20 protein-coding genes and 1 pseudogene are annotated in these 21942 nt (G+C 70.1%); 12 read left to right on the top strand and 9 right to left on the bottom strand.

The features are described from left to right. Positions 1–220 precede the first annotated feature (220 nt). The 7 genes and pseudogenes from gap (at position 221) to pgi (ending at position 6431) form a co-directional block, all read left to right on the top strand. Positions 221–1231, top strand: a complete 1011-nt coding sequence (gene gap, locus ACFWN1_RS00325) for a type I glyceraldehyde-3-phosphate dehydrogenase (RefSeq protein ID WP_384356450.1) — start codon at positions 221–223, stop codon at positions 1229–1231. Between the two features lie 135 nt (positions 1232–1366). Then, a complete protein-coding gene (locus ACFWN1_RS00320; RefSeq protein ID WP_384356447.1) occupies positions 1367–2578 on the top strand; it encodes a phosphoglycerate kinase in 1212 nt (403 codons plus the stop codon). 6 nt (positions 2579–2584) lie between these two features. Further along, positions 2585–3361 (top strand): triose-phosphate isomerase, encoded by a 777-nt coding sequence (gene tpiA, locus ACFWN1_RS00315; RefSeq protein ID WP_384356444.1) that lies wholly within the window; start codon positions 2585–2587, stop codon positions 3359–3361. Between the two features lie 122 nt (positions 3362–3483). Then, the gene (gene secG / locus ACFWN1_RS00310) at positions 3484–3720 is read left to right on the top strand and encodes a preprotein translocase subunit SecG (RefSeq protein ID WP_384356441.1); all 237 of its coding nucleotides are present in this window, start codon (positions 3484–3486) and stop codon (positions 3718–3720) included. 248 nt (positions 3721–3968) lie between these two features. After that, positions 3969–4304 carry an RNA polymerase-binding protein RbpA gene (locus ACFWN1_RS00305; RefSeq protein WP_010352468.1) on the top strand — a complete coding sequence of 112 codons (336 nt, stop codon included), beginning with the start codon at positions 3969–3971 and terminating at the stop codon, positions 4302–4304. 123 nt (positions 4305–4427) lie between these two features. Beyond that, positions 4428–4566 (top strand): annotated as a pseudogene (locus tag ACFWN1_RS00300) (MFS transporter); the annotation flags it as partial. Between the two features lie 218 nt (positions 4567–4784). Further along, positions 4785–6431 (top strand): glucose-6-phosphate isomerase, encoded by a 1647-nt coding sequence (gene pgi, locus ACFWN1_RS00295; RefSeq protein ID WP_384356438.1) that lies wholly within the window; start codon positions 4785–4787, stop codon positions 6429–6431. A 55-nt stretch (positions 6432–6486) separates the two neighbouring features. Here pgi and pgl read toward each other — a convergent pair whose 3' ends face one another. Genes pgl through tkt form a run of 5 tightly spaced genes read right to left on the bottom strand, consistent with a single transcriptional unit; the run spans position 6487 to position 13158 of the window. Further along, on the bottom strand, positions 6487–7269 hold the full coding sequence (gene pgl / locus ACFWN1_RS00290) for a 6-phosphogluconolactonase (protein WP_384356435.1): 783 nt from the start codon (positions 7267–7269) through the stop codon (positions 6487–6489). Then, positions 7266–8357, bottom strand: a complete 1092-nt coding sequence (gene opcA / locus ACFWN1_RS00285) for a glucose-6-phosphate dehydrogenase assembly protein OpcA (protein WP_384356432.1) — start codon at positions 8355–8357, stop codon at positions 7266–7268. The genes pgl and opcA overlap by 4 nt, the downstream gene beginning before the upstream one ends. After that, on the bottom strand, positions 8354–9892 hold the full coding sequence (gene zwf / locus ACFWN1_RS00280; RefSeq protein ID WP_384356429.1) for a glucose-6-phosphate dehydrogenase: 1539 nt from the start codon (positions 9890–9892) through the stop codon (positions 8354–8356). The genes opcA and zwf overlap by 4 nt, the downstream gene beginning before the upstream one ends. Position 9893: 1 nt before the next feature. Beyond that, positions 9894–11036, bottom strand: coding sequence for a transaldolase (tal, locus tag ACFWN1_RS00275; RefSeq protein WP_384356426.1), 1143 nt, complete (start codon positions 11034–11036; stop codon positions 9894–9896). A gap of 34 nt (positions 11037–11070) precedes the next feature. Next, a complete protein-coding gene (tkt, locus tag ACFWN1_RS00270; RefSeq protein ID WP_384356423.1) occupies positions 11071–13158 on the bottom strand; it encodes a transketolase in 2088 nt (695 codons plus the stop codon). Positions 13159–13546: 388 nt separating this feature from the next. On the opposite strand from tkt, the gene ACFWN1_RS00265 reads away from it, so the two are divergent. The 3 genes from ACFWN1_RS00265 to ACFWN1_RS00255 all read left to right on the top strand — a co-directional run bounded on the left by ACFWN1_RS00265 (position 13547) and on the right by ACFWN1_RS00255 (position 15940). Continuing rightward, positions 13547–14533: a heme o synthase gene (locus ACFWN1_RS00265; protein ID WP_384356593.1), complete on the top strand. Its 987-nt coding sequence runs from the start codon at positions 13547–13549 to the stop codon at positions 14531–14533. 48 nt (positions 14534–14581) lie between these two features. Next, complete coding sequence (locus tag ACFWN1_RS00260; protein ID WP_384356420.1) at positions 14582–14908, top strand: hypothetical protein; 327 nt, start codon at positions 14582–14584, stop codon at positions 14906–14908. A gap of 300 nt (positions 14909–15208) precedes the next feature. Continuing rightward, positions 15209–15940: a nucleotidyltransferase gene (locus ACFWN1_RS00255; protein WP_384356417.1), complete on the top strand. Its 732-nt coding sequence runs from the start codon at positions 15209–15211 to the stop codon at positions 15938–15940. Positions 15941–15943: 3 nt separating this feature from the next. On the opposite strand, the gene ACFWN1_RS00250 is transcribed toward ACFWN1_RS00255, so the two are convergent. Genes ACFWN1_RS00250 through ACFWN1_RS00235 form a run of 4 tightly spaced genes read right to left on the bottom strand, consistent with a single transcriptional unit; the run spans position 15944 to position 19549 of the window. Then, on the bottom strand, positions 15944–16954 hold the full coding sequence (locus ACFWN1_RS00250; protein WP_384356414.1) for a heme A synthase: 1011 nt from the start codon (positions 16952–16954) through the stop codon (positions 15944–15946). 57 nt (positions 16955–17011) lie between these two features. After that, positions 17012–17785, bottom strand: a complete 774-nt coding sequence (locus ACFWN1_RS00245) for an ABC transporter permease (protein ID WP_384356411.1) — start codon at positions 17783–17785, stop codon at positions 17012–17014. Next, positions 17782–18705, bottom strand: a complete 924-nt coding sequence (locus ACFWN1_RS00240) for an ABC transporter ATP-binding protein (protein WP_384356408.1) — start codon at positions 18703–18705, stop codon at positions 17782–17784. The genes ACFWN1_RS00245 and ACFWN1_RS00240 overlap by 4 nt, the downstream gene beginning before the upstream one ends. Positions 18706–18736: 31 nt before the next feature. After that, positions 18737–19549 carry an aminoglycoside N(3)-acetyltransferase gene (locus tag ACFWN1_RS00235; RefSeq protein WP_384356404.1) on the bottom strand — a complete coding sequence of 271 codons (813 nt, stop codon included), beginning with the start codon at positions 19547–19549 and terminating at the stop codon, positions 18737–18739. Between the two features lie 172 nt (positions 19550–19721). On the opposite strand from ACFWN1_RS00235, the gene ACFWN1_RS00230 reads away from it, so the two are divergent. Continuing rightward, positions 19722–20498, top strand: a complete 777-nt coding sequence (locus ACFWN1_RS00230) for a helix-turn-helix transcriptional regulator (RefSeq protein ID WP_384356401.1) — start codon at positions 19722–19724, stop codon at positions 20496–20498. After that, complete coding sequence (gene sufB / locus ACFWN1_RS00225; RefSeq protein ID WP_384356398.1) at positions 20495–21916, top strand: Fe-S cluster assembly protein SufB; 1422 nt, start codon at positions 20495–20497, stop codon at positions 21914–21916. The genes ACFWN1_RS00230 and sufB overlap by 4 nt, the downstream gene beginning before the upstream one ends. Positions 21917–21942: the final 26 nt, after the last annotated feature.

Raw genomic sequence — 21942 nt, 5'->3', positions numbered from 1 at the left:
CGTCGGCGGTGCCCGTCATTACCTGACAGATCGGGGCGAAAAAGCCGCCGTTCCGAGGCGTTCCGTACCCTACTGACGGGTACGGAACGCCTGCCCTTTTATGCGCCATCTCGATGTCACTCCTCGGGCCGGGGAAGGGTAGGGTCGTGGTTGGTCGGGGACATCCCAAATACAGCTCGCCGGCACCGCATAGCCGGCGTACCAACGAGGAGATCGGTTCGTGACGATCCGCGTAGGCATCAACGGCTTCGGCCGCATCGGGCGTAACTACTTCCGCGCACTGCTGGAGCAGGGTGCGGACATCGAGGTTGTGGCTGTCAACGACCTGGGTGACACCGCGACCACGGCGCACCTGCTCAAGTACGACACCATCCTGGGCCGCCTCAAGGCCGAGGTCACGCACACCGACGACACCATCACGGTCGACGGCCACACCATCAAGGTGCTCTCCGAGCGCAACCCCGCCGACATCCCGTGGGGCGAGCTGGGCGTCGACATCGTCATCGAGTCGACCGGCATCTTCACCAAGCGCGACGACGCCGCCAAGCACCTGGCCGGCGGCGCCAAGAAGGTCCTCATCTCGGCCCCGGCCAAGGACGAGGACATCACCATCGTCATGGGCGTCAACCAGGACAAGTACGACCCGGCGAAGGACCACGTCATCTCCAACGCCTCGTGTACCACCAACTGCGTGGCGCCGATGGCGAAGGTGCTGGACGAGAACTTCGGCATCGTCAGCGGTCTGATGACCACGGTGCACGCGTACACCAACGACCAGCGCATCCTTGACTTCCCGCACAAGGACCTGCGCCGCGCCCGTGCCGCCGCCGAGAACATCATCCCGACCACCACCGGTGCCGCCAAGGCCACCGCGCTGGTCCTGCCGCAGCTCAAGGGCAAGCTCGACGGCATCGCGATGCGCGTCCCGGTCCCGACCGGCTCGGCCACCGACCTGGTCGTGAAGCTCCAGCGCGAGGTCACCAAGGACGAGGTCAACGCCGCGTTCAAGAAGGCGTCCGAGGACGGCTCCCTGAAGGGCTACCTCTCCTACACCGAGGACGAGATCGTCTCCTCCGACATCGTCGGCGACCCGGCCTCCTGCACCTTCGACTCGTCCCTGACCATGGTCCAGGACGGCAACACGGTGAAGATCCTCGGCTGGTACGACAACGAGTGGGGCTACTCCAACCGTCTCGTGGACCTGACGACCTTCGTCGGCGAGCAGCTCTGATCCGACACAGCAGGACCTCGAAGTGAGAGCAGGGCTCGGGCAGCGCACCGCCGCGCTGTCCGGGCCCTGCCTCGCGCACGGACCGCGCCCTCTTACGATCAGGGGCACCACGAGCCCTCCTCAGGAGTCCACTCAATGAAGACGATCGACGAACTTCTCGCCGACGGCGTGAGCGGCAAGCGGGTCTTCGTCCGCGCCGACCTCAATGTGCCGCTGGCCGACGGGACCATCACCGACGACGGCCGCATCCGCGCCGTGCTGCCCACCATCAAGGCCCTCGCGGAGGCGGGCGCCGAGGTGGTCGTCGCCTCCCACCTGGGGCGTCCCAAGGGTGCCCCGGACCCGGCCTACTCGCTGCTCCCCGTCGCGGAGCGGCTCGGTGAACTCCTCGGCGCCCCGGTCGCCTTCGCCGAGGACACCGTCGGCCCCGCCGCCCACGCCGCCGTCGACGGCCTGGAGCCCGGTCAGGTCGCGGTCGTCGAGAACCTGCGCTTCAACCCCGGCGAGACCTCCAAGGACGACACCGAGCGCGGCGAGTTCGCCGACCGGCTCGCCGCCCTCGCCGACGTGTACGTGGGTGACGGCTTCGGCGCGGTACATCGCAAGCACGCCTCGGTCTACGATCTTCCGGCCCGGCTGCCGCACCACGCCGGTTACCTGATCGCCCAGGAGGTCGGCGTCCTGAAGAAGCTCACCGACGACGTCAAGCGCCCCTATGTCGTCGTCCTCGGCGGCGCCAAGGTCTCCGACAAGCTCGCCGTCATCGACGAACTCCTCGGCAAGGCCGACCGGCTGCTCATCGGCGGCGGCATGGCTTACACCTTCCTCAAGGCCCAGGGCCACGAGGTCGGCATCTCCCTCCTCCAGGAGGACCAGATCCCGGCCGTGAAGCAGTATCTGGAGCGCGCCGCGAACAACGGTGTCGAGCTGGTCCTGCCCGTCGACGTCGTGGTCTCCCCGGAGTTCCCGGACCTGAAGACCAAGGCCCCCTCGCGGCACGCCGTGGTCGACGCGGACAAGATCCCCGCCGACCAGGAGGGTCTGGACATCGGTCCGGAGACCCAGGAGCTGTACGCCTCGAAGCTGGGCGACGCGGAGACCGTCTTCTGGAACGGTCCGATGGGCGTCTTCGAGCATCCCGACTACGCCGAGGGCACCAAGGCGGTCGCCCAGGCCCTCGTCGGCTCCGACGGCTTCACCGTCGTCGGCGGCGGTGACTCCGCCGCCGCGGTGCGTACGCTCGGCTTCGACGAGAACGCTTTCGGCCACATCTCGACCGGCGGCGGCGCCTCCCTCGAATACCTTGAGGGCAAGACGCTCCCCGGCCTCGCCGCACTGGAGGACTGACCCCGCATGACCACTCGCACGCCGATCATGGCGGGCAACTGGAAGATGAACCTCAACCACCTAGAGGCCATCGCGCACGTCCAGAAGCTCGCCTTCGCCCTGGCCGACAAGGACTACGAGGCCGTCGAGGTCGCCGTCCTGCCGCCCTTCACCGACCTGCGTTCCGTGCAGACCCTGGTCGACGGCGACAAGCTCAAGATCAAGTACGGCGCCCAGGACATCTCCCGGCACGACTCCGGTGCCTACACCGGCGACATCTCCGGCCCGATGCTGGCCAAGCTGAAGTGCTTCTACGTGCTCGCCGGCCACTCCGAGCGCCGCCAGTACCACCACGAGACCGACGACGTCGTCAACGCCAAGGTCAAGGCCGCCTTCAAGAACGGCCTCACCCCGATCCTGTGCGTCGGCGAGGAGCTGGACGTCCGCGAGGCCGGGAACCACGTCGAGCACACCCTCGCCCAGGTCGAGGGCGGCCTGAAGGACGTCCCTGCTGAGCAGGCCGAGAACGTCGTGATCGCCTACGAGCCCGTGTGGGCCATCGGCACCGGCAAGGTCTGCGGCTCCGACGACGCGCAGGAGGTCTGCGGCGCGATCCGGGGCAAGCTCGCCGAGCTGTACTCCGGGGAAGTCGCCGACAAGATCCGCATCCAGTACGGCGGCTCGGTGAAGTCCGGCAACGTCGCCGAGATCATGGCCAAGCCGGACATCGACGGCGCCCTGGTGGGCGGCGCGTCGCTGGACACGGACGAGTTCGTCAAGATCGTGCGCTTCCGCGACCAGTGATGCGGACCGCGAGTAGGCGCTAGCGGCGATACGTCGTACTCTTGCGGGGGCATGGCCATGGTGTCGTGCCCCCGTCGTCCATCCGAATCCGTCCGTCCGAATCCGAGGAAGTTGGTCCAGCCGTGGTTTTGGGGTTCTCGATCGCCCTGATCGTCTTCAGCCTGCTGCTGATGCTGCTGGTGCTGATGCACAAGGGGAAGGGCGGCGGCCTCTCCGACATGTTCGGTGGTGGCATGCAGTCCTCCGTGGGCGGCTCCTCGGTCGCCGAGCGCAACCTCGACCGCATCACGGTCGTGATCGGCGTGCTCTGGTTCGCCTCCATCATCGTGCTCAGCCTGCTCATGAAGTCGAGCGGCTGACCGACGGCGAGGCCGGGGCACGCCTACCGCCGCTGCGCCCCGCACATCCCACAAGTGCATAGATTCCACACGCGAGGCCCCATGTCCGGTACGCGCTTACGAGCGCGGCCTATCATGGGGCTTGCGTCTGGGCGGGGGCGGTACCGCCCATCACTGGACGCGCGTTGGGCCTTACGTAGACTGAGGCGCTCGCGGCGAAGCGATAGGCCGACCTGCTTCGCGGCACCATCACGCAGGGAGTTACGACCGTGGCAAGTGGCAACGCGATCCGGGGAAGCCGGGTCGGTGCGGGGCCGATGGGCGAGGCCGAGCGCGGCGAGTCCGCCCCGCGTCTGCGCATCTCCTTCTGGTGCTCCAACGGGCACGAGACCCAGCCGAGCTTCGCCAGCGACGCGCAGGTCCCCGACACCTGGGACTGCCCGCGCTGCGGCTTCCCGGCCGGTCAGGACCGGGACAACCCGCCGGCCCCGCCGCGCACCGAGCCCTACAAGACGCACCTCGCCTATGTGCGCGAGCGGCGCAGCGACGCGGACGGCGAGGCGATCCTCGCCGAGGCACTCGCCAAACTGCGCGGCGAGATCTAGGAGTTGACACCGGCCGGGACCCGAGGGGATGCCCGGCCGGAGCTGTCCCGTGCCCGTGCCGGACCCCGTTGTCAGTGGTGCCCCCTACTGTGAGTGAGGCAACCGCGACTCAGGGGGACAGGCATGACGGCAGCTCAGGTGGTGGAAGTGGCAACGCCTGTGGGGCACGGGGGATTCGGGCGGCTGTGGAGCGCCGTTGTCCTCTCCCGCTTCGGCGACGCGTTGCGCATGGCCGCGTCGCCTCTGCTCGCCATGGCGCTCGGACACGCCTCGGTCCTGTGGCTGACCGCCCTCTCCTTCTCCCTCGCCGCGCTCCCGGTGCTCGCGCTGATACCGGCGCGCTCGGCGGACGTATCGGAGGACGTGGAGCGGGCCGGTGTCACCGCCGGTCCCTGCCCGGGGTGATCAATTAGGTTGGTCCCGCAGGGGCACACGGGGCAGGACAGGCGACAGGCGCAGACAGGAAGGCGGAAGCCGGAGATGGACGCAGAAGGCGGTACGGCACTGAACCGGACGCCCGAGTGGGCCGCTCTCAAGGAGCACCACGAGGGATTCGGAGGGACGAGCCTGCGGGAGCTGTTCGCCGCCGATCCGGAGCGCGGGCGGACGTACACGGTCCAGGTAGGGGACCTCTACATCGACTACAGCAAGCAGCTCGTGGACGCCGAGGCGCTCCGGCTGCTGCGCGAACTGGCCGCCGCCACCGATGTGTTCGGGCGGCGGGACGCGATGTTCCGGGGTGAGCGGATCAACACGACCGAGGACCGTGCGGTGCTGCACACCGCGTTGCGTGCTCCCCGGGACGCGGTGGTCGAGGTCGGCGGGGAGAACGTCGTCCCGGCCGTGCACGCGGTGCTGGACAGGATGGCCGGCTTCGCCGGGCGGGTCCGTTCCGGTGAGTGGACGGGGTACACCGGCAAGCGCATCCGGAACATCGTCAACATCGGTATCGGCGGCTCCGACCTCGGTCCGGCGATGGCGTTCGAGGCCCTTCGCCCCTTCACCGACCGTGACCTGACGGTGCGGTTCGTGTCGAACGTGGACGGCGCGGACCTGCACGAGGCGGTCCGTGACCTGGACCCGGCGGAGACGTTGTTCATCGTGGCGTCGAAGACGTTCACGACGGTCGAGACGATCACCAACGCGACGTCGGCCCGGAAGTGGCTGCTGGCGGCGCTGGGTGACGACAAGGCCGTGGCGAAGCATTTCGTGGCGTTGTCGACGAACGCGGAGAAGGTCGCCGGGTTCGGTATCGATGTGGACAACATGTTCGAGTTCTGGGACTGGGTCGGGGGCCGGTACTCGTTCGACTCGGCGATCGGGCTGTCGCTGATGATCGCGGTCGGTGCGGAGCGTTTCCGGGAGCTGCTGGACGGTTTCCACACGGTGGACGAGCACTTCCGTACCGCTCCGGCGGAGTCCAACGCTCCGTTGCTGTTGGGGCTGTTGGGGATCTGGTACGGGAACTTCTTCGACGCGCAGTCGCACGCGGTGCTGCCGTACAGCCATTATCTGTCGAAGTTCACGGCGTATTTGCAGCAGTTGGACATGGAGTCCAACGGCAAGTCCGTGCAGCGGGACGGTACTCCGGTGGAGTGGCAGACGGGGCCGGTGGTGTGGGGGACGCCGGGTACCAACGGGCAGCACGCGTATTACCAGTTGATCCATCAGGGGACGAAGCTGATCCCGGCGGACTTCATCGGGTTCGCGCGTCCGGTGGACGAGCTGGGTGAGGAACTCAGGGCGCAGCACGATTTGTTGATGGCCAACTTCTTCGCCCAGACCCAGGCCCTCGCCTTCGGCAGGACCGAGGAAGAGGTCCGAGCGGAGGGCGTCGCCGAGGCGCAGGTGGCCCACCGCACGTTCCGCGGCAACCACCCCACCACCACGATCCTGGCCCGCGAGCTGACCCCCTCCGTGCTGGGCCAGCTGATCGCCCTCTACGAGCACAAGGTGTTCGTTCAGGGCGCGGTCTGGAACATCGACTCCTTCGACCAGTGGGGCGTCGAGCTGGGCAAGGTCCTCGCCAAGCGCATCGAACCCGCCCTCACCGAAGGCGCGGACGTGCCCGGCCTCGACCCGTCGACCCGGGCGCTGGTCGCCGAGTACCGCGAGATGGGCGGCTGACACGAAAGGGCGGCGGGGACTCCGGAGAGTCCCCGCCGCCCGTTCCGGCATCAGCTCACGGTGAAGCCGGCGGATACATCGACCTGGGCAGATCCGCCGCAGCCGCCGAGTCCAGCAGCCACAGTGTGCGGGCACGGCCCTGGGCGCCGGCCGCCGGAGCCTGTACCTCACCCGCGCCGGAGAGCGCCATCGCCACCGCCTCGGCCTTGTCCTCACCCGCCGCCAGCAGCCACACCTCACGCGCCGCACGGATCGCGGGCAGCGTCAGGGAGGTCCGGGTCGGCGGGGGCTTGGGCGCGCCGTGCACCCCCACCACCGTGCGCTCGGTCTCCCGCACGGCGGGCAGCTCCGGGAAGAGCGACGCCACATGGGTGTCCGGGCCCACGCCCAGCAGGAGCACGTCGAACTCCGGCACCTCGGCGTGGTCCTCGGGCCCGGCCGCCTTCGCCAGCTCCGCGGCGTACGCCGCGGCCGCCGAGTCCACGTCCGCTCCGGAGGGCCCGTCGGAGGCTGGCATCGGGTGCACGCGCGCCGGGTCCAGCGGTACGGAGTCCAGCAGCGCTTCGCGGGCCTGCGTGTAGTTGCGGTCCGGGTCGCCCTCGGGGAGGTGACGCTCGTCGCCCCACCACAGGTCCAGGCGGCCCCAGTCGATGGCGTCCCGCGCCGGCGCCTTGGCCAGCGCGGCCAGCAGGCCGTTGCCGTTGCGGCCACCGGTGAGGACCACCGAGGCATGACCGCGCGACGCCTGCGCGTCCACGATCTTGGTGATCAGCCGCGCGGCGGCGGCCTCGGCCATCAGTTCCTTGTCGCGGTGCACGACCAGTTGCGGAGTGCTCACTTCGACGCCGCCTTCCTCGCGAGGGAGTTCGGGGTCGGCCGCTCGGCCTCACCCTCCTCGGTACCCGCCTCGGCCACGGCCACCTCGGTGACCGCCTCGCCCTCCGCGCCCCGCTCCGTGGGCTCCTCCGGAGCACCGCCCAGCGCCGCCACCGCGTCCGCGCCCATCGCCAGCCGTTCCACGCCGTAGCGCAGGGCCGCCGCGTAGGTGTCGTCCGGGTCGAGCCGGCGCAGCTCCTCCGCGATCAGCTCGGCGGTGTCCCGCCGCTGGAGCGCCACCGCGCGGCCGGGCTGGCCCTTGATGGACAGGTTCGCCAGCGAACCGTCCGCCCGGTCCAGCACGACCGGCCCGCACGTCGTCTCCATGCGGACGGCCGTCAGACCCGGACCGGAGGACAGCGAACGCCGCACCGGCACGCCCAGCCGGTCCGCCAGCCACATCGCCAGCAGCTCACAGCTCGGGTTGAACTCCTCGCCCTCGACCTCGACGGACCGCACCTCGCAGTCCACCTGGTCCAGGGCCGCCGCCAGCATCGAACGCCACGGAGTGATCCGGGTCCACGCCAGGTCGGTGTCGCCCGGCGTGTACGTCTCGGCCCGCGCCGCCAGCTCACGCACCGGCTGCTCGGCCGCGTAGGTGTCGGTGACCCGGCGCTGCGCCAGCGCGCCCAGCGGGTCCTCGGCCGGGTCGAGCGGGGCCGTCACCGGCCACCAGACCACCACCGGCGCGTCGGGGAGCAGCAGCGGCAGCACGACGGAGTCGGCGTGGTCGGACACCTCGCCGTACAGCCGCAGCACGGCCGTCTCGCCGGTGCCGGCCTCCGCGCCCACCCGCACCTCGGCGTCGAGGCGGGAGTTGGTGCGGTCGCGCGGGGTGCGCGAGACCCGGCGGATGACCACCAGCGTGCGCGAGGGGTGCTCCCGCGAGGCGTCGCTCGCCGCCCGCAGCGCGTCGTAGGCGTTCTCCTCGTCGGTGACGATGACGAGGGTCAGCACCATGCCCACGGCGGGCGTGCCGATGGCGCGGCGGCCCTCGATCAGCGCCTTGTTGATCTCACCGGCGGTGGTGTTGGTCAGGTCTATCTTCATGGCCGGCGCCAGCTCCGTCCGTCTCGTGCGAGCATCTCGTCCGCCTCGGCCGGACCCCAGGTGCCCGACTTGTACTGGGCGGCCCGCCCGTGCTCGTCCCAGTACTCCTCGACCGGGTCGAGGATCTTCCAGGACAGCTCGACCTCCTCCGTGCGCGGGAACAGGTTGGCGTCGCCCAGCAGCACGTCCAGGATCAGCCGCTCGTACGCCTCGGGGCTGGACTCGGTGAAGGACTCGCCGTAGGCGAAGTCCATCGACACGTCCCGGATCTCCATCGAGGTGCCCGGCACCTTGGAGCCGAAGCGGACCGTGATGCCCTCGTCGGGCTGGACCCGGATGACGATCGCGTTCTGGCCCAGCTCCTCGGTCGCCGTGTGGTCGAACGGGGAGTGCGGTGCCCGCTGGAAGACCACCGCGATCTCGGTGACCCGGCGGCCGAGCCGCTTTCCGGTGCGCAGATAGAAGGGGACACCCGCCCAGCGGCGGTTGTCGATCTCCAGCTTCAGCGCCGCGAAGGTGTCGGTCTTCGACTCGGGGTCGATGCCGTCCTCCTCTAGGTAGCCGATGACCTTCTCGCCGCCCTGCCATCCGGACGCGTACTGGCCGCGCACGGTGTGCTCGCCCAGGTCCCTCGGCAGCCGTACGGCACCGAGCACCTTGGTCTTCTCCCTGGCCAGCGCGTCCGCGCCGAAGGAGGAGGGTTCCTCCATGGCGGTGAGCGCGAGCAGCTGGAGCAGATGGTTCTGGATCACGTCACGGGCGGCGCCGATGCCGTCGTAGTACCCGGCACGGCCGCCGACGCCGATGTCCTCGGCCATCGTGATCTGGACATGGTCCACGAAGGACCGGTTCCAGATCGGCTCGAACATCGTGTTGGCGAAGCGCAGCGCCAGGATGTTCTGGACGGTCTCCTTGCCGAGATAGTGGTCGATCCGGAACACCTGGTCCGGCTCGAACACCTCGTGCACGACCTTGTTCAGCTCCTCGGCCGACTTCAGGTCGTGGCCGAACGGCTTCTCGATGACCGCGCGCCGCCAGGAGCCACCGCTCTGGTCGGTCAGGCCGTGCTTCTTCAGCTGCTGGATGACGACCGGGAACGCGCGGGGCGGCACCGACAGATAGAAGGCGAAGTTGCCGCTGGTGCCCTGCTGCTTGTCCAGCTCGTCGATGGTCGCGCGCAGCCGCTCGAACGCCTCGTCGTCGTCGAAGGTGCCCTGGACGAAGCGCATCCCCTGGATGAGCTGCTGCCAGACCTCCTCGCGGAACGGCGTCCGCGCGTGCTCCTTGACCGCGTCGTGCACGACCTGCGCGAAGTCCTCGTCCTCCCAGTCGCGGCGGGCGAAGCCCACCAGGGAGAAGCCCGGCGGCAGCAGACCCCGGTTGGCGAGGTCGTAGACGGCCGGCATCAGCTTCTTGCGCGACAGGTCACCCGTCACGCCGAAGATCACCAGGCCCGACGGCCCCGCGATGCGCGGGAGCCGTCGGTCCGCGGGATCACGAAGCGGGTTCGCTCCGGAACCGTTGAGGGGTGACAAATCAGCCCTCCGAGGGGGCGAGGCGCTTCAGCTCCGCCTCGGTCGACTTCAGCAGGTCGTTCCAGGACCCCTCGAACTTGTCCACGCCCTCGTCCTCCAGCACCTGGACGACGTCGTCGTAGGAGATGCCGAGGGCCTCGATCGCGTCGAGGTCGGCGCGGGCCTGGTCGTAGGTGCCGGACACCGTGTCGCCGGTGATCTCACCGTGGTCCTCGGTGGCCTCCAGGGTGGCCTCCGGCATGGTGTTGACCGTGTTCGGCGCGACCAGGTCGGTGACGTACATCGTGTCCGAGTACGCCGGGTCCTTCACACCGGTCGACGCCCACAGCGGACGCTGCTTGTTCGCGCCGTCCTTCTCCAGGGCCTTGAAGCGGTCGGAGGGCGGTGTCGAATGGTCGGCAGAGCCGAACACCTCCTCGTACGCCTGGTAGGCGAGGCGCGCGTTGGCGACGGCGGCCTTGCCGAGCAGGGCCTTGGCCTCGTCGGTGCCGACCGCCTTGAGCCGCTTGTCGATCTCGGAGTCCACGCGGGACACGAAGAAGGACGCCACAGAGTGGATCTTGGATAGGTCCAGGCCGTGCTCCTTGGCCTTCTCCAGGCCGTTCAGGTACGCGTCCATCACCTTGCGGTACCGGTCGAGCGAGAAGATCAGCGTGACGTTGACGCTGATGCCGGTGCCGATCGTCTCCGCGATGGCCGGCAGACCCGCCTCGGTCGCCGGGATCTTGATCAGGGTGTTCGGGCGGTCCACCAGCCAGGCGAGCTGGCGGGCCTCGGCGAGCGTGGCGCGGGTGTTGTGCGCCAGGCGGGGGTCGACCTCGATGGAGACCCGGCCGTCCTGGCCGTCGGTGGCGTCGAAGACCGGGCGCAGGATGTCGGCGGCGTCGCGGACGTCCGCCGTCGTGATCATCCGGATGGCCTCTTCGACCGTGACCTCACGCGCGGCGAGGTCGGTGAGCTGCTGGTCGTAGCCGTCGCCCTGCGAGATCGCCTTCTGGAAGATCGTGGGGTTGGTGGTGACGCCCACGACGTGCTGCTGGTCGATCAGCTCCGCGAGGTTGCCGGACGTGATCCGCTTGCGCGACAGGTCGTCCAGCCAGATCGCCACGCCTTCCTCGGAGAGGCGCTTCAGTGCGTCTGTCATGGAAATTGCATCTCCTACGTCTCGTTTACGGGCGTCAGCGCTGCGTAGCGGCGAGGGATTCCCGCGCCTTGTCGGCCACGTTCTCCGGAGTGAAGCCGAATTCACGGAACAGGACCTTGCCGTCCGCGGACGCGCCGAAGTGCTCCAGGGAAACGATGCGGCCGAAGTCACCCACGTACTTGTGCCACGTCAGGCCGATACCCGCTTCCACGGCGACACGGGCCTTGACCGACGGCGGCAGCACGGAATCCCGGTACCCCTGGTCCTGCTCCTCGAACCACTCGACCGACGGCATCGAGACCACACGGGTGGCGACGCCCCCGGCCTGGAGCTGCTCGCGCGCCTCCACGGCGACGTGCACCTCGGAACCGGTGGCGATCAGGATCACCTGCGGCTCGCCGCCCTCGGCCTCGAACAGGACGTAGCCGCCGCGCGCGGCGTCCTCGTTGGGCTCGTACGTCGGCACGCCCTGGCGGGTCAGCACCAGGCCGGTCGGGGCGCCCTTTCCGAACTCCTTGGTCCAGCGCCCCAGCACCTCGCGCCAGGCGATGGCGGTCTCATTGGCGTCCGCCGGGCGGACCACGTTCAGGCCGGGGATCGCGCGCAGCGCGGCCAGGTGCTCCACCGGCTGGTGGGTCGGGCCGTCCTCGCCGAGACCGATCGAGTCGTGCGTCCACACGTACGTCACCGGCAGGTGCATCAGCGCCGACAGCCGGACGGCGTTGCGCATGTAGTCGGAGAAGACGAGGAACGTACCGCCGTAGACCCGGGTGTTCCCGGCCAGGGTGATGCCGTTCATCTCGGCGGCCATGGCGAACTCGCGGATGCCGAAGTGGATCGTGCGGCCGTACGGGTTCGCCTCCGGGAGCGGGTTGCCCGCCGGGAGGAAGGAGCTGTTCTTGTCGATGGTCGTGTTGTTCGACCCGGCGAGGTCGGCGGAGCCGCCCCACAGCTCGGGGATGACCGGGCCGAGCGCCTGGAGGATCTTGCCGGAGGCGGCGCGGGTGGCCACGCTCTTGCCGGTCTCGAAGACCGGGATCTTCAGCTCCCAGCCGGTCGGCAGGGCACCCTCGCTGATGCGGTCGAACTCCGCCGCGCGGTCCGGGTTGTTCTCGCGCCAGACCTGGAAGCTCTTGTCCCACTCCGCCTTGGCACTGCGGCCGCGCTCCAGGGCGCCGCGGGTGTGGTCCAGGACCTCGTCGGCGACGGCGAAGCTCTGCGTCTCGTCGAAGCCGAGGACGCGCTTGGTGGCAGCGACCTCGTCGTCACCGAGGGCCGAGCCGTGCGCGGCCTCGGTGTCCTGGGCGTTCGGGGCGGGCCAGGCGATGATCGAGCGCATGGCGATGAAGGACGGCCGGTCGGTGACCGCCTTGGCCCTCTCGATCGCCGCGTGGATCGCCGCCGGGTCGAGGTCGCCGTCGGCCTTGGGCTCGACGCGCTGGACGTGCCAGCCGTACGCCTCGTACCGCTTCGTGGTGTCCTCGGACACGGCGGTCTCGGTGTCGCCCTCGATCGAGATGTGGTTGTCGTCCCACAGCAGGACCAGGTTGCCGAGCTGCTGGTGGCCCGCGAGGGAGGACGCCTCGGAGGAGATGCCCTCCTGGAGGCAGCCGTCACCGGCGATGCAGAAGATGTAGTGGTCGAAGGGGGACGTGCCCTCGGGCGCGTCGGGGTCGAACAGGCCGCGCTCGAAGCGGGAAGCCATCGCCATGCCCACCGCGTTGGCCACTCCCTGGCCCAGCGGGCCGGTGGTGGTCTCGACGCCCTTGGTGTGCCCGTACTCCGGGTGGCCCGGGGTCTTCGAGCCCCAGGTGCGGAAGGACTTCAGGTCGTCCAGCTCCAGGCCGAAGCCGGCCAGGTAGAGCTGTGTGTAGAGGGTCAGGGACGAGTGACCGGCGGACAGCACGAAGCGGTCGCGGCCCACCCACCGCGGGTCGGCCGGGTCGTGCCGCATCACCTTCTGGAAGAGGGTGTAGGCGGCCGGAGCAAGGCTCATCGCCGTGCCGGGATGGCCGTTGCCGACCTTCTGTACGGCGTCGGCGGCCAGGACCCGGGCGGTGTCCACGGCCCGCTGGTCCAGCTCGGTCCACTCAAGGTCTGTGGTGGTCGGCTTGGTGCTCACCCTGGGTCAGGGCTCCTCTCCACATGTCGTTCGCCGGTTCGCGGCGCGTGGCGCCCGCCGGCCGCCGGTGCACTGGTGTCCACCGGCCGTTGTCGAGCCTACCCCCGAGGGGACGTGCGTTTTTTCGAGTCATTCCAGACTGCCGGGACTCGCCGTCATCCGCCTCCCGACCGGCCCGGAAGCCACTTGGCACATGAATACGGAGCCGCTCGTCCGAGTGCTCAACCGAGCCCCCGCGGACCTCGGACGTGCGGTGTGCCGGGCGGGTCGCCAACACGAGCCGACCCCGGCGAAAAACCGGATATGGGCAACGTCTAAGGTGGCGTGGTACGCGCGAGCCTTTACCCCGCTTTCACACGGGAACGCTCGCTTGATGTCTCTGTCAGGGGTGTGCGTGACGGCCGTCGAATCCCGTCCTGGGGGCACTTCCCAGGCCCTCGAGGCGCTGGGGGATGCCGGTCCCGGTACGAGCCCGGCACCGGTTCACCGGCCGTTCGGGGCCCGCGTCAAGGGCTTCGTGGCGCTGACCAAGCCGCGGATCATCGAGCTGCTGCTCATCACCACCGTCCCGGTGATGTTCCTGGCCCAGCAGGGCGTGCCCGACCTGGGGCTGGTCCTGCTCACCTGCGTCGGCGGTTATCTCTCCGCCGGTGGTGCCAACGCGCTGAACATGTACATCGACCGGGACATCGACGCCCTGATGGACCGAACCTCGCAGCGGCCTCTCGTGACCGGCCTGGTCAGCCCGCGCGAGTGCCTCGCCTTCGGCATCACCCTGGCGGTCGTCTCGACGCTGCTGTTCGGCCTGGCCGTCAACTGGCTGTCCGCCTGGCTGTCACTCGGTGCGCTCCTCTTCTATGTCGTCGTCTACACGATGATCCTCAAGCGGCGTACCTCGCAGAACATCGTCTGGGGCGGCATCGCGGGCTGTCTGCCGGTGCTGATCGGCTGGTCGTCGGTCACGGACTCGATGTCGTGGGCGCCGGTCGTCCTCTTCCTGGTGATGTTCTTCTGGACGCCGCCGCACTACTGGCCGCTGTCCATGAAGGTCAGGGACGACTACGCCCGCGTGGGCGTGCCGATGCTGCCCGTCATCGCCTCCAACAAGGTGGTCGCCCGGCAGATCGTGATCTACAGCTGGGTGATGGTCGCCGTCTCCCTGCTGCTCCAGCCGCTCGGCTACACCGGCTGGTTCTACACCGTGGTGGCCCTCGCGTCCGGCGGCTTCTGGCTCTGGGAGGCGCACGGGCTGCAGAACCGGGCCAAGGCCGAGGTGGCGGGGGGCAAGCTCAAGGAGATGCGGCTGTTCCACTGGTCGATCACCTACGTGTCGATCCTCTTCGTCGCCGTCGCGGTGGACCCCTTCCTCCGCTGACCGGACCTCCCGTCGCCCTTTTCTCTACTCGTCGGTAGCATCCTGGTCATGGCTGACACGGAGCAGGTTGACGCGAAGGTTGACGCGAAGCGCGAGCGCGTGGTGAAGCGGCTCGCGCATCAGATCGGTACGTTCGCCAGGGCGCATGGTGGCGCCGAGGGGAACGTGGCGTACCTGGGCGAGCGGGGGGCCCGTATCGCCCTGGTGGGCGAGGACGGGGAGTGGGGCGACCTGGTCGCCCCCAGCGTGGAGATCGGGCGCCGGGCGGTGGAGAAGGCCGGGGTCGCGCTGCGGGAGGACTTCGACGGGGAGTTCGCGGCGAAGATCCGCACGTCCGCGTACGAGTGGAAGCGGATGGCCGGCATCCAGCTCTGAAGCCGGGGTGCGGGTGTGCTGGTCCGTCGCGGGGTGACTCGCCGTCATGGCCGGTCGCGCCGTTCCCCGCGCCCCTTCAGGCCGGCTCGCGCCGCCTGAGGCCCCCACGTTCCGTCGGTACGGTCGGGCAGCACACCGTTCACGGGAGCGCACTGTCCGGTCCGGGGCCGTCACCTTCGCCGCCGCCTCCCCGGCAGGCGGCGGGCCGGCTCTCGCCCCCGGACGGCGCGTGTTCCGCCAAGGACGCCCGCCGGGTGCCGGGCACTGTACGAGCGGTCACGCCTCCACCACACTCGGGCCATGCCGACCGAAGCGCTCCTCGCCCGCTTCCTGGACGACCTCGCCCCCCTGCGCCCGCTCGCTGTCTGGGCCCACGGCTCACTGGGCGGCGGGGACTACCAGGAGGGCCGCAGCGACCTCGACCTGATCGCGGTGCTGCCCGGCCCGCTGAGCCCGGCCTCCGTACGCCGCCTGATCGTGCTGCACCGGCACCTGCGTACCGAACCCCTCGCGCAGAAGCTGCACTGCTCCTACCTGACCCCGCCCACCGCGGCCGATCCGGAGAGGCCGCAGCTGACCTGGGCGCACGGCCGGATCATGCGGCGGCCGGTCACCCCGGTGACCCGGAGCGAGCTGCACGAGTTCGGGCGGGTGCTGCACGGGGAGCCGCCCGCCGCGTTGCTGCCTTCGGTGCCGGACCGGGAGCTGCGTGCCTTCGTCGCGGCCGACCAGCGGGACTTCTGGCGCCCGGCCGTGGACAAGGCACTGCTGTGGACGGAGGACATCTGGGTCGACCTCGGACTGCTCACCTTCGCCCGCGCCACCGTGACGCTGCGCGAGGGGCGGCTGATCTCCAAGCGCCAGGCGCTCACCGAGCTGCCCGTACTGGGTGCCCCGGCCGAGGTCGTCGAGGACGTCGCGCGCCGGCGCTACGGGCGACAGGGCCCCGGACCCGCGCCGGACCGCCGGGCCCGGCTCACCCGTGCCTACCTCGGCCCGGCCATCGACGCGCTGGTCGCCGGGCACCGCTGAGAGTCAGGCGGACGTACCCACCGAGACCTCGCTCGCCGGGCCCGGGACGTGGGTCAGGGACTCGGGGCGCTCGCGGAGGGAGAGAAGGACGCGCACTGTGGCGATCCACATGAGACAGGAGCCGAGCATATGGAGGGCCACCAGGGCCTCGGGAAGATGGGTGAAGTACTGGACATAGCCGATCACACCCTGGCTCAGCAGGATCAGGAACAGCTCGCGGGTGCGGGACAGGGGCACCTCGGGGGCGTCCACCGCCTTCAGGACGAACCACAGGGCGAAGGTCAGCGTCACCACGATCCACGCTAGCACCGCGTGCAGCTTGGCGATCATCTCCCAGTCCAGCGGGATGCGCGCCACCTCGGAGGAGTCGCCCGCGTGCGGACCGGAGCCCGTCACCACGGTGCCTGCCACGATCAGCAGCCCCGACGCGCCCACCAGGACCCAGACCAGCTGCCGTACCGCCCCGCCGACCAGCGGACGCGGCTCGGCATCACCCTCACGGGTGCGCTGCCACATCACGGTGGCCACGGTGATCAGCGCCGTGGACAGCAGGAAGTGCGCCGCCACGGTGTACGGGTTCAGTCCGACCAGCACCACGATGCCGCCGAGCACCGCGTTGCCCATGACCACCCAGAACTGGGCCCAGCCCAGCCGGGTCAGGCTCCGCCGCCACGGCTTCTCCGCGCGGGCGGCCACGATCGCCCAGCCGACGGCGGCGCACAGTACGTACGTCAGTATGCGGTTGCCGAACTCGATGACACCGTGCACGCCCATGGCGCGGGTGGTGGTCAGCGAGTCGTCGGTGCAGGTGGGCCAGGTCGGGCAGCCCAGCCCTGAGCCGGTCAGGCGCACCGCGCCGCCGGTGACCACGATGAACACCGACATCACGAGTGCGGCGAGGGCCGCCCGGCGGACGGTCCGGGGGTCCGGGGTCCAGCGGTCGGCGATGAAGGCGAGCGGGTTGCGGAGGGCCGCCGCGGCGTCGGCGGGGGTCAGCTTTGGCACGCGCACCATCGTAGGCGCCAGTTTGTGCACGCTTTCACGAGGGGGCCGTCCCGAACCGCCGGGAACCTACTCCCAGCGGAAGAATCTGCCCGCCGCACCTAGCCCCACGACCGCCCACACCGCGAGGATCGCAAGGTCGCCCCAGGGCATCCCGGCGCCGTGCTGGAGCACGTCCCGCAGGCCGTCGGAGAGCGCGGAGATCGGCAGCAGCCCGAGGACGTGCTGCCCGGCCGGCCCGAACTTCTCCAGCGGCACGATCACCCCGCCGCCGACCAGCAGCAGCAGGAAGACCAGGTTGGCCGCCGCCAGCGTCGCCTCGGCCTTCAGGGTGCCCGCCATCAGCAGCCCGAGCCCGGAGAACGCGGCGGTGCCGAGCACCAGCAGCAGCACTACGGCGGCGGGGTCGCCGTGCGGGGACCAGCCCAGCGCGAAGGCGATCACCGTCAGCAGGATCACCTGGAGCACCTCGGTGACCAGCACCGCGACCGTCTTGGCGGTCATCAGCCCCCAGCGCGGCAACGGCGACGAGGCCAGCCGCTTCAGCACGCCGTAGCGCCGCTCGAACCCGGTGGCGATGGCCTGGCCGGTGAACGCCGTGGACATCACCGCGAGCGCCAGGATGCCGGGGGCGAGGAAGTCCACCGCCTCGCCCGACCCGGTGTCCACGACGTCCACCGAGCTGAACAGCACCAGCAGCAGGGTCGGGATCACCACGGTCAGCAGCAGCTGCTCGCCGTTGCGCAGCAGCATCCGCGTCTCCAGCGCGGCCTGCGCCGCGATCATGCGGGGGAGCGGTGCCGCTCCGGGCCTTGGGGCGTACGTGCCCGGCGCGGTCGTCATGAGCGCAGCTCCTTGCCGGTCAGTTCGAGGAAGACGTCTTCGAGGGTGTGCCGCTCCACCGAGATCCGGTCCGGCATCACCCCGTGCTGCGCGCACCAGGACGCCACCGTGGCGAGCAGCTGCGGGTCTGTCCTGCCGGTCACCCGGTAGCCGCCCGGCGTCAGCTCGTCGGCCGTGCAGTCGGCCGGGAGCGCCTTGAGCAGCGAGGCGACGTCCAGTCCGGGACGCCCGCTGAAGCGCAGGGTGTTCTCGGCGCCGTCCCGGCACAGCTCCTCGGGCGAACCCTGGGCGATCACCCGGCCACCATCGATGATCGCCACGTCGTCGGCGAGCTGCTCGGCCTCGTCCATGTGGTGGGTGGTGAGGATCACCGATACCCCGTCGGTGCGCAGGTCGCGTACGAGGTCCCAGGTCGCGCGGCGGGCCTGCGGGTCGAGTCCGGCGGTGGGCTCGTCCAGGAAGACCAGCTCGGGGCGGCCCACGACGGCCATGGCGAGCGCCAGGCGCTGCTGCTGGCCGCCGGAGAGGCGCCGGTAGGAGGTCCGGCCGCAGGAGCCGAGCCCGAGGCGTTCGATCAGGGCGTCCACGTCCAGCGGGTGCGCGTGCAGCCTGGCGACATGGCGCAGCATCTCGTCGGCGCGGGCGCCGGAGTAGACGCCGCCGGACTGGAGCATCACGCCGAGCCGGGGGCGTAGCGCGGCCGAGTCCCGCACCGGGTCCAGGCCCAGGACGCGCACCGTGCCGGAGTCCGGTTTCCGGTACCCCTCGCAGGTCTCGACCGTGGTCGTCTTGCCGGCGCCGTTGGGACCGAGTACGGCGGTCACGCCCGGCCGGGCCGCCAGGTCGAGGCCGTCCACCGCGGTCTTCCGCCCGTACCGCTTCACCAGGGCCCGGACCTGGACCACGGGGTCACTATGCATGGGTCATGAGTCTAGGGAGGCGCGGCGGGGCTCAGGCGCGGGGGTGCTGCGAACCGGCCTCGCGGGGGCGGTGCAGCGGGAGCCAGCGCTCGGCGTAGGCCACCGCGTCCGCGACCGGGAACAGCCGGGCCCCGGCCGCGCCGACCCGGCCCCGCAGGACCGGCCGGTCCCGCTCGAAGTCATGGCCCAGCTCGTCGAAGCGGTCGGAGGTGATGGACACCTCGGTCACCGTCTCCCAGCCGCCGGGGCCCGGCCGTCCGACCGGCAGCAGCGGCGCGGGTATCCGGTATTCGGCCAGGTGGAAGCTGGTGCAGGCGTCGTAGCCCGCGCCCAGCAGCAGCACCCTGGCGCCGAGCCGTTCCAGCCGTGCCAGGGGGCTGCGCTCGCCCAGGCCGCAGTCCGGGGCGTGGCCGTCGGTGATCTCGGCGGCACGCGGGCCGAGCGCGGCGAACGAGGTGTGCGGGTGGTCGCTGCGCCGGGCGCCGGGCCAGGTGCGCACGGTCTCCGGGATGACCCCGACCCCGCGCGAAGGGGTGGTCCGGGGGTCGTAGCGGGGCATGGTGGCCCGGATCGTCTCCCACCACTCGGGCGGCACCGGGGGCGCCCGCCACTGCTCGGGGTCGGACAGGTCGGCGGACTGGGTGGGGACGACCAGGGTGCCGTCCGGGCCGAGGGCGTCGAGGAGGCCCTGGACGACGGCGACGGCGCCGCCGTTCACCCAGCCGAGGGAACTCAGCGAGGTGTGCGCGAGCAGAGTGTCACCGGGGTCGACACCGAGGTGACGGAGCTGTTCGGCGAGGGTGTCACGGGTGACCAGGGGGCCCTGCGGGACGGGGGTCGGCATGGCGCGGAGTCTGCCCGGCGGGGGTCCCGGGCGCCAGGGGTTTTGCCTGGTGAGGGGTGCCCCGGAGATCGTTTCCGCAGGTCAGGTTAGGTGTACCTAAGTGATGCAGGGCACCGTCGCCGTATCCCGGCCCCGCTTGTCAGGCCCCGAGGAATTACGCAACAATAGCGTTGTGAAAAACGTCGGCGAGGCTCGGGAGACCCCCACGGGCACCCACGAGGAGCTGGCGACCGGTGAGCGTTCGACGCGCAACCGGGTCGCGCGGTCCATCCTGGACCACGGCCCGTCGACCGTCGCCGAACTGGCCGGCCGGCTGGGCCTGACCCAGGCTGCCGTGCGGCGCCATCTCGACGCGCTGGCCGCCGACGACATCGTGCAGGCCCGCGAGCAGCGGGTGTACGGCGCCCGCACCCGCGGCCGCCCCGCCAAGGTGTTCGCCCTGACCGCCTGCGGCCGCGACGCCTTCGACCAGTCCTACGACCAGCTCGCCGTCGACGCCCTGCGCTGGATCGCCGAGCGCGAGGGCGGGGACGAGGCGGTCGCCGCCTTCGCCCGCGCCCGCATCGCCGCCCAGGCCGCCACCTACCGCGCGGCCGTCGAGGGAGTCGAGCCCGAGCGCCGCGCCGAAGCCCTCGCCAGGGCCTTGACCGCGGACGGGTACGCTGCTGCGGCACGCGGTGCCCCCCTCCCGCAACAGGGCGAGCAGCTGTGCCAGCACCACTGCCCGGTCGCACACGTCGCCGAGCGGTTCCCGCAGCTGTGCGAGGCGGAGACGGAATTCTTCGCCGAGCTGCTGGGGACCCACGTCCAGCGACTGGCGACCATCGCCCACGGCGACGGCGTCTGCACGACGTTCATCCCCAAGATTTCCAAGTCCGACAAGATCGACAATTCCGACAAGTCCGATCAGAGCCACCACGTAAGCACGGCCGGGAGGAACCCCGCATGACGCTCCCCACGGAGACTGCCCACCCCGAACTCGAGGGCCTGGGCAAGTACGAATACGGCTGGGCCGACTCCGACGTAGCCGGCGCCTCGGCCAAGCGAGGCCTGAGCGAGGTCGTCGTCCGCGACATCTCGGGCAAGAAGTCCGAGCCGGAGTGGATGACCAAGCTCCGCCTCAAGGGCCTGAAGCTGTTCGAGAAGAAGCCCATGCCCAACTGGGGTTCGGACCTGTCGGGCATCGACTTCGACAACATCAAGTACTTCGTGCGGTCCACGGAGAAGCAGGCGGAGTCCTGGGAGGACCTGCCCGAGGACATCAAGAACACCTACGACAAGCTGGGCATCCCCGAGGCGGAGAAGCAGCGCCTCGTCGCCGGTGTCGCCGCCCAGTACGAGTCGGAGGTCGTCTACCACCAGATCCGCGAGGACCTGGAGGAGCAGGGCGTCATCTTCCTCGACACCGACACCGCCCTGAAGGAGCACCCCGAGCTGTTCAAGGAGTACTTCGGCACGGTCATCCCGGTCGGCGACAACAAGTTCGCGTCGCTGAACACGGCCGTGTGGTCCGGCGGCTCCTTCATCTACGTGCCGAAGGGCGTGCACGTGGAGATCCCGCTCCAGGCCTATTTCCGGATCAACACCGAGAACATGGGCCAGTTCGAGCGGACGCTGATCATCGTCGACGAGGACGCCTACGTCCACTACGTCGAGGGCTGCACCGCGCCGATCTACAAGTCGGACTCGCTGCACTCCGCGGTCGTCGAGATCATCGTCAAGAAGGGCGCCCGCTGCCGTTACACGACCATCCAGAACTGGTCGAACAACGTCTACAACCTGGTCACCAAGCGCGCCGTCGCCTATGAGGGCGCCACCATGGAGTGGGTCGACGGCAACATCGGCTCCAAGGTGACCATGAAGTACCCGGCCGTCTACCTGATGGGCGAGCACGCCAAGGGCGAGACCCTCTCCATCGCCTTCGCGGGCGAGGGCCAGCACCAGGACGCCGGCGCCAAGATGGTCCACATGGCGCCGAACACGTCGTCCAACATCGTCTCCAAGTCGGTGGCGCGCGGCGGCGGCCGTACCTCGTACCGGGGTCTCATCGAGATCGGCGAGGGCGCTGCCGGATCGAAGTCCAACGTGCTGTGCGACGCGCTGCTCGTGGACACGATCTCCCGCTCTGACACCTACCCGTACGTCGATGTCCGCGAGGACGACGTCTCCATGGGTCACGAGGCGACCGTCTCCAAGGTCTCCGAGGACCAGCTCTTCTACCTGATGAGCCGTGGCCTCTCCGAGGACGAGGCGATGGCGATGATCGTGCGCGGCTTCGTCGAGCCCATCGCCAAGGAGCTGCCCATGGAGTACGCCCTGGAGCTGAACCGGCTGATCGAGCTGCAGATGGAGGGCGCGGTCGGCTGACCGCCGTCCCGCACCCCCGTCAGGCC

The organism is Streptomyces sp. NPDC058459 (genome assembly GCF_042721685.1).
Taxonomy (GTDB): domain Bacteria; phylum Actinomycetota; class Actinomycetes; order Streptomycetales; family Streptomycetaceae; genus Streptomyces.
This window is presented reverse-complemented; position numbering and strand designations above follow the sequence as displayed.

Coding starts and splice junctions, on each gene's coding strand:
- ACFWN1_RS00320 (WP_384356447.1), top strand. CDS start 1,367: ATGAAGACGATCGACGAACTTCTCGCCGACGGCGTGAGCGGCAAGCGG.
- tpiA (WP_384356444.1), top strand. CDS start 2,585: ATGACCACTCGCACGCCGATCATGGCGGGCAACTGGAAGATGAACCTC.
- pgi (WP_384356438.1), top strand. CDS start 4,785: ATGGACGCAGAAGGCGGTACGGCACTGAACCGGACGCCCGAGTGGGCC.
- opcA (WP_384356432.1), bottom strand. CDS start 8,357: ATGAAGATAGACCTGACCAACACCACCGCCGGTGAGATCAACAAGGCG.
- tal (WP_384356426.1), bottom strand. CDS start 11,036: ATGACAGACGCACTGAAGCGCCTCTCCGAGGAAGGCGTGGCGATCTGG.
- ACFWN1_RS00260 (WP_384356420.1), top strand. CDS start 14,582: ATGGCTGACACGGAGCAGGTTGACGCGAAGGTTGACGCGAAGCGCGAG.
- ACFWN1_RS00255 (WP_384356417.1), top strand. CDS start 15,209: ATGCCGACCGAAGCGCTCCTCGCCCGCTTCCTGGACGACCTCGCCCCC.
- ACFWN1_RS00250 (WP_384356414.1), bottom strand. CDS start 16,954: ATGGTGCGCGTGCCAAAGCTGACCCCCGCCGACGCCGCGGCGGCCCTC.
- ACFWN1_RS00245 (WP_384356411.1), bottom strand. CDS start 17,785: ATGACGACCGCGCCGGGCACGTACGCCCCAAGGCCCGGAGCGGCACCG.
- ACFWN1_RS00240 (WP_384356408.1), bottom strand. CDS start 18,705: ATGCATAGTGACCCCGTGGTCCAGGTCCGGGCCCTGGTGAAGCGGTAC.
- ACFWN1_RS00235 (WP_384356404.1), bottom strand. CDS start 19,549: ATGCCGACCCCCGTCCCGCAGGGCCCCCTGGTCACCCGTGACACCCTC.
- sufB (WP_384356398.1), top strand. CDS start 20,495: ATGACGCTCCCCACGGAGACTGCCCACCCCGAACTCGAGGGCCTGGGC.